This is a genomic window from Streptomyces sp. NPDC046876 (assembly GCF_040645035.1).
Classification (GTDB): domain Bacteria; phylum Actinomycetota; class Actinomycetes; order Streptomycetales; family Streptomycetaceae; genus Streptomyces.
The window spans coordinates 1-6,107 of the sequence record NZ_JBEYXK010000189.1; the positions used below are offsets into that span (position 1 = coordinate 1).

General features: G+C 74.9%; 4 protein-coding genes. 1 reads left to right on the plus strand and 3 read right to left on the minus strand.

What is annotated here, in order from left to right:
* Positions 1-166: 166 nt before the first annotated feature.
* The 3 genes from ABZ924_RS37920 to hutU all read right to left on the minus strand — a co-directional run bounded on the left by ABZ924_RS37920 (position 167) and on the right by hutU (position 4,445).
* A complete protein-coding gene (locus ABZ924_RS37920) occupies positions 167-1,504 on the minus strand; it encodes a formimidoylglutamate deiminase (RefSeq protein WP_361920198.1) in 1,338 nt (445 codons plus the stop codon).
* Complete coding sequence (locus tag ABZ924_RS37925; protein ID WP_361920204.1) at positions 1,495-2,685, minus strand: allantoate amidohydrolase; 1,191 nt, start codon at positions 2,683-2,685, stop codon at positions 1,495-1,497. Before ABZ924_RS37925 ends, ABZ924_RS37920 begins: the two co-directional genes overlap by 10 nt.
* Positions 2,686-2,780: 95 nt before the next feature.
* Positions 2,781-4,445 (minus strand): urocanate hydratase, encoded by a 1,665-nt coding sequence (hutU, locus tag ABZ924_RS37930; protein ID WP_361920200.1) that lies wholly within the window; start codon positions 4,443-4,445, stop codon positions 2,781-2,783.
* A gap of 105 nt (positions 4,446-4,550) precedes the next feature.
* Between hutU and ABZ924_RS37935 the strand changes: the two genes are divergently transcribed.
* Positions 4,551-5,933: a diaminopimelate decarboxylase gene (locus tag ABZ924_RS37935; protein WP_361920202.1), complete on the plus strand. Its 1,383-nt coding sequence runs from the start codon at positions 4,551-4,553 to the stop codon at positions 5,931-5,933.
* Positions 5,934-6,107 lie beyond the last annotated feature (174 nt).

The window sequence follows — 6,107 nt, forward strand, 5'->3', positions numbered from 1 at the left end:
CCGGACCCCGCGCCTCAAACGCCGGCGAGGCTGGAATTGCCGCGCAGCGGCACAATCCAGCCCGCGCGGCGTTTGAGCGCACCGGGCGCGGAGCGCCCGGAACGGGGGCCGGGGCGAGCCCCCAGCTTTGGGAAGGGGCGGGAAGGGGCGGGGTGGGGGAACTCGGTCAGGGGCGGAGGGCCGCTATGGCTTCGGCGAGGGCCGTCGGGACGTCGGCGACCAGGGTGTGGTGGCCGTCGCGGACCACGTGGCGGCCGCCGACCACCGTGTGCCGGACGTCCGCCGCCGAGGCGGCGAAGACGGCCGTCTCGGCGCCGAGCCGGGGCGGCGGGCCGGCGGTCCGGACCGAGTCCAGGGCCACTGTCGTGAAGTCCGCGAGGGCGCCCGGCTCCAGCCGGCCCGCGTCGGGGCGGCCCAGGGCCGCATGGCCGTCGGCGGTGGCGGCGGCCAGCAGGGCGTTGGCCGTCCAGTGCCCCCGCGTCCGGCTGCGCAGGCGCTCGTTGAGCTCCATGGCCCGCGCCTCCTCCAGCAGGTCGATCACGGCGTGGCTGTCGCTGCCCAGCGACAGCGGGCTGCCCGCCTGCTGGAGCCGCCCGGCCGGCCCGATGCCGTCCGCGAGGTCCCGCTCGGTGGTCGGGCACATGCACGTACCGGTGGCCGAGCCGCCGAGCAGGGCGATGTCCCCGTCCGTCAGGTGCGTGTTGTGGACCCCGGTGGTCCGCGCCCCGAGCACGCCGTGCTCGGCGAGCAGCTCGGTGGGGGTGCAGCCGTGCGCGGCCCGGCACGCGTCGTTCTCCGCGGTCTGCTCGGACAGGTGGACGTGCAGCGGCGCCTCCCGCTGCGCGGCCCAGTCGGCCACGGCGGCCAGCTGGCCCGCCGGCACGGCCCGCACGGAGTGGATCGCGGCGCCGATCAGCGCGTGCTCGCGGGGCCCCAGCGCCGAGACCCGCTCGGCCCAGGCCTCGGCGGTGCCGTCGGAGAAGCGCCGCTGGTGCTCGTTCGGCGCCTCGCCGAAGCCGGAGGACAGGTAGGCGGTGTCGAGGAGGGTGATGCGGATGCCGGCGGCGGCCGCGGCCTCGATCAGCGCCTCGCCCATGGCGTTGGGATCGGCGTACGGGGTGCCGCCGGGCGCGTGGTGGACGTAGTGGAACTCGCCGACGTTGGTGATGCCGGCCAGCGCCATCTCCGCGTACACGGCCCGCGCGAGCGTGAAGTAGCTGTCGGGCGTGAGGTTCTGCGCGACGCCGTACATGACCTCGCGCCAGGTCCAGAAGGTGCCCGAGCCGACCTGGACCACGCCGCGCAGCGCCCGGTGGAAGGCGTGGCTGTGGGCGTTGGCCAGGCCCGGGAGGGTCAGGCCGCGCAGCACCTCGGCGCCGGGCGGCGGGGCGTCCACCCCGGTGCGGACAGCGGCGATCCGCCCGTCGCCGGACACCTCCACCGCCACGCCTGGCTCGACGGCGCTGCCGAGCCAGGCGTGCTCCAGCCAGTACGTCAGCGGCATGCCAGGCCCTCCAGTACGTCGGCGAGGGCGAGGACGCCGGCGACGCAGTCGTCCTCGGGGGCGAACTCCCGCGGGGAGTGCGAGATGCCCGTGGGGTTGCGTACGAACAGCATCGCGGTCGGGACGGCGGCGGAGAGGATTCCGGCGTCGTGTCCGGCACCGGTGCCGAGGACGGGGACGGCCCCGCCCAGGATCCGGTTCAGCTCCTCGCGCAGCGCGTGCTCGAACTCCACGACCGGGGTGAAGGACTCCCGGACGACGGAGAGGTCGATGCCGTCCTTGTCGGCGCGCTCGCGGGCGGCCTTCTCGATGGCGGTGACCACGGTGTCGAGGGTGGCCTGGTCGGCGGCGCGGGAGTCGAGCCAGCCCCGTACGAGGGAGGGGATCGCGTTGACCCCGTTCGGCTCGACGGCGATCTTGCCGAAGGTGGCGACGGCGCCGGCGAGGGCCGCCTCCGTACGGGCGGCGAGGACCGTCTCGGCGTACGTGAGCATCGGATCGCGGCGGTCGACCAGGCGGGTGGTGCCGGCGTGGTTGGCCTCGCCGCGGAAGTCGAACCGCCAGCGGCCGTGCGGCCAGATGGCGGAGGCGATGCCGACGGAGTCGCCGGACAGGTCCAGGGCGCGGCCCTGCTCGACGTGCAGTTCGACGAAGGCGCCGATGCGGGCGAGGCGTTCGGGGTCGGGTCCGATCGCCTCGGGGTCGTACCCGGCGGCCTCCATGGCCTCGGGCAGGCTCGTCCCGTCGGCGTCGCGCAGCTCGTACGCCTTCTGCCGGGTCAGCTGCCCGGCGCTGAGGCGGGAGCCGACGCAGGCGAGGCCGAAGCGGGCCCCTTCCTCGTCGCCGAAGTTGGTGATGGCGAGCGGCCGGGTGAACTCGGCGCCGCGGGCGCGCAGCTCGTCCAGGGCGGCGAAGGAGGACACCACGCCGAGGGGGCCGTCGAAGGCGCCGCCGTCGGGCACGGAGTCCAGGTGGGAGCCGGTGACGACGGCGTCCCCGGCGAGCGGGTCGCCCAGCCAGGCCCACTGGTTGCCGTTGCGGTCGGTCTCGTACGCCAGGCCGCGGGCCTCGGCCTGCGCCCGGAACCAGGCGCGGCAGTCGGCGTCGGCGCCGGTCCAGGCGTAACGGCGGTAGCCGCCGCTGTCGGCGTGCCGGCCGATGGGCAGGAGCTCGTTCCACATGGTGTGGAACGACGGGGCCCGCCCCCGCCCCGGCGCGGCCGGGGCGGGGGTGGAGGCGGGGCGGGGGAGGCCGCCCGGGGTTTCGGAGCTCGTGCTCACGCGTCGTCGCCTTCGCGCATCGGGACGCGGACGCCGCGCTCGGCGGCCACCGACTCGGCGATGTCGTAGCCGGCGTCGACGTGGCGGATGACGCCCATGCCGGGGTCGTTGGTCAGGACGCGGCGGATCTTCTCGCCGGCGAGCTTGGTGCCGTCGGCGACGGTGACCTGGCCGGCGTGGATGGAGCGGCCCATGCCGACGCCGCCGCCGTGGTGGATGGAGACCCAGGAGGCGCCGGAGGCCACGTTGACCATGGCGTTGAGCAGCGGCCAGTCGGCGATGGCGTCGGAGCCGTCGAGCATGGCCTCGGTCTCGCGGTACGGGGAGGCGACGGAGCCGCAGTCGAGGTGGTCGCGGCCGATGGCCAGCGGGGCGGCCAGCTCGCCGCTCGCGACCATGTCGTTGAAGCGCTCGCCGGCCTTGTCGCGCTCGCCGTAGCCGAGCCAGCAGATGCGGGCGGGCAGGCCCTGGAAGTGGACGCGCTCGCCGGCCATCTTGATCCAGCGGGCCAGGGACTCGTTCTCCGGGAAGAGGTCGAGCATCGCCTTGTCGGTCTTGGCGATGTCGGCCGCGTCGCCGGACAGGGCCGCCCAGCGGAAGGGGCCCTTGCCCTCGCAGAACAGCGGGCGGATGTAGGCCGGGACGAAGCCGGGGAAGGCGAACGCGCGGTCGTAGCCGGCGAGCTGGGCCTCGCCGCGGATGGAGTTGCCGTAGTCGAAGACCTCGGCGCCGGCGTCCATGAAGCCGACCATGGCCTCGACGTGCTTGGCCATGGACTCGCGGGAGCGGGTGGTGAAGCCGGCCGGGTCCTTGGCCGCGTAGGAGGCCATGTCGTCGAAGTCGACGCCGATCGGCAGGTACGACAGCGGGTCGTGCGCCGAGGTCTGGTCGGTGACGATGTCGATCGGGGCGCCCTCGGCGAGCATCTGCGGGAGCAGCTCGGCGGCGTTGCCGAGGAGGCCGATGGACAGCGGCTTGCGCTGGTCGCGGGCCTCGGTGGCGAGCTGGAGGGCGTGCGCCAGGTTGTCGGCCTTGACGTCGAGGTAGCGGTGCTCGATGCGGCGCTCGATGGCGCGGGGGTCGCAGTCGATGCAGATCGCGACGCCGTCGTTCATGGTGACGGCCAGCGGCTGGGCGCCGCCCATGCCGCCGAGGCCGGCGGTGAGGGTGATGGTCCCGGCGAGGGTGCCGCCGAACTTCTTGGCGGCGACGGCGGCGAAGGTCTCGTACGTGCCCTGGAGGATGCCCTGGGTGCCGATGTAGATCCAGGAGCCGGCGGTCATCTGGCCGTACATGGTCAGGCCGAGGTGCTCCAGGCGGCGGAACTCCTCCCAGTTGGCCCAGTCGCCGACGAGGTTGGAGTTGGCGAGCAGGACGCGCGGGGCCCACTCGTGGGTCTGCATCACGCCGACCGGGCGGCCGGACTGGACGAGCATGGTCTCGTCCTGCTTGAGGGTCTGCAGGGTGCGGACCATCGCGTCGAAGGAGCGCCAGTCGCGGGCGGCCTTGCCGGTGCCGCCGTAGACGACGAGCTTGTCGGGGTGCTCGGCGACCTCGGGGTCGAGGTTGTTCTGGAGCATCCGCAGGGCGGCCTCCTGCTGCCATCCCAGGGTGCTGAGCTCGGTGCCTCGCGCAGCCCGTACGGGGCGGGGTCCTGACATGGCGCTGCCTCCAAACGCTGTAGGTAATTCCATTCACATCCTCGCCGCCTGAATAGATTCAGTCAACAGCTGCGGCCGGGCGCGCCGGATGATGGGATGGCAAACATGGCTGACAGCACTGGCGGGGCTGACGGGGCGGGGACGGGGCCGGACACGGCCGAGCGGCGGGACCTGGCCGTACGGGCCGCCGTCGAGCAGGGCCTGGTGGGCGGGTCGGACGCCGCGCCGCCGCTAGTCTGCCTGCTGGACACCGCCGGGATCCGGGACTCCGCCGCCGCGCTGACGGCGGCGTTCGCGGCCGCCGCGGCGCCGGGCACGCCCGTCCTGCACGCCTTCGCGGTGAAGGCCGCGCCGCTGGTGCCGGTGCTGCGGCTGCTCGCCGACGCGGGGCTGGGCTGCGAGGTGGCCAGCCCCGGCGAGCTGGCCCTGGCGCGGGCGGCCGGGGTGCCGGCCGGGCGGACGGTCCTGGACTCCCCCGCCAAGACGGTGGCCGAACTGCGCGAGGCCCTCGCCCTCGGGATCGCCGTCAACGCGGACAACCGCCAGGAGCTGGAGCGGCTGGACGCCTTGGTGGCGGCGGGGCCGCCCGGCCCTCCCGCCTCCCCGATCGGCCTACGCATCAACCCCCAGACGGGTGCGGGTGCCATCGACGCCCTGTCCACGGCCACGGCGACCTCGAAGTTCGGGATCGCGCTGCGGGATCCCGGGGCGCGGGAGTGGCTGGTACGGGCCTACCTGGACCGGCCGTGGCTGACCCGGCTGCACACCCACTCGGGCTCGCAGGGCGTGCCGTTGCCGCTGATCGCGGAGGGGGTGCGGGAGGTGCACGCCCTGGCCGAGGAGATCAACGCGGCGGCCGGGCGGCGGCAGGTCGACACGCTCGACATCGGCGGCGGCCTGCCGGTGAACTTCGCCTCGGACGAGCACACGCCGACGTACGCGGAGTACGTCGCCGCCCTCCGCGCGGCGGTCCCGCGGCTGTTCGACGGCTCGTACGGCCTGGTGACCGAGTTCGGCCGCTCGCTGCTGGCGAAGCACGGGCTGGTGGTGTCCAGGGTGGAGTACACCAAGACGACGGGCGGCCGCGCGATCGCCCTCACCCACGCGGGCGTCCAGCTGGCCACCCGTACGGTCTACGCCCCGGCGGCGTGGCCGCTGCGGATCCTGCCGTACGACGCGAAGGGCTCCCCGAAGACGGGCCCGCCCGTCGCCCAGGACATCGCCGGGCCGGCGTGCTTCGCGGGGGACCTGCTGGCCACGGCCCGGGAGCTGCCGGAGCTGGCCCCGGGCGACCTGATCGCGGTCCCGGACACCGGGGCGTACTTCTTCACCGCCCACTACGGCTACAACAGCCTCCCGCGCCCCGCGATCCACGGCTTCACCGCCGGCGGCGCGGGCGAAGTCCGCTTCACCCTGGCCCGCCGGGCCCAGACCGCCCCCGAAATCACCGCAGAAGCCGGCGCCACCACCCCGGACGCCCTGCTGTAACGGGGGCCCGGCCGATCCAGCCCCGCCGGCGTTTGAGGCGCGGGGTTTGGGGCGGAGCCCCAAGCAACCCGGCTCCGCCGGGCACCGGGCTCCGCCCGGACCCTCCCCCCGACTCCGTCCGGGGGGACCCCCCCACCAACGCCCGCGGGGCGGCAGATGCCCGCCCCCCCCCCC

Excerpts from the sequence above, each read along its gene's own strand:
- ABZ924_RS37920 (WP_361920198.1), bottom strand. The coding sequence starts at position 1,504 with ATGCCGCTGACGTACTGGCTGGAGCACGCCTGGCTCGGCAGCGCCGTC.
- ABZ924_RS37925 (WP_361920204.1), bottom strand. The coding sequence starts at position 2,685 with ATGTGGAACGAGCTCCTGCCCATCGGCCGGCACGCCGACAGCGGCGGC.
- hutU (WP_361920200.1), bottom strand. The coding sequence starts at position 4,445 with ATGTCAGGACCCCGCCCCGTACGGGCTGCGCGAGGCACCGAGCTCAGC.
- ABZ924_RS37935 (WP_361920202.1), top strand. The coding sequence starts at position 4,551 with ATGGCTGACAGCACTGGCGGGGCTGACGGGGCGGGGACGGGGCCGGAC.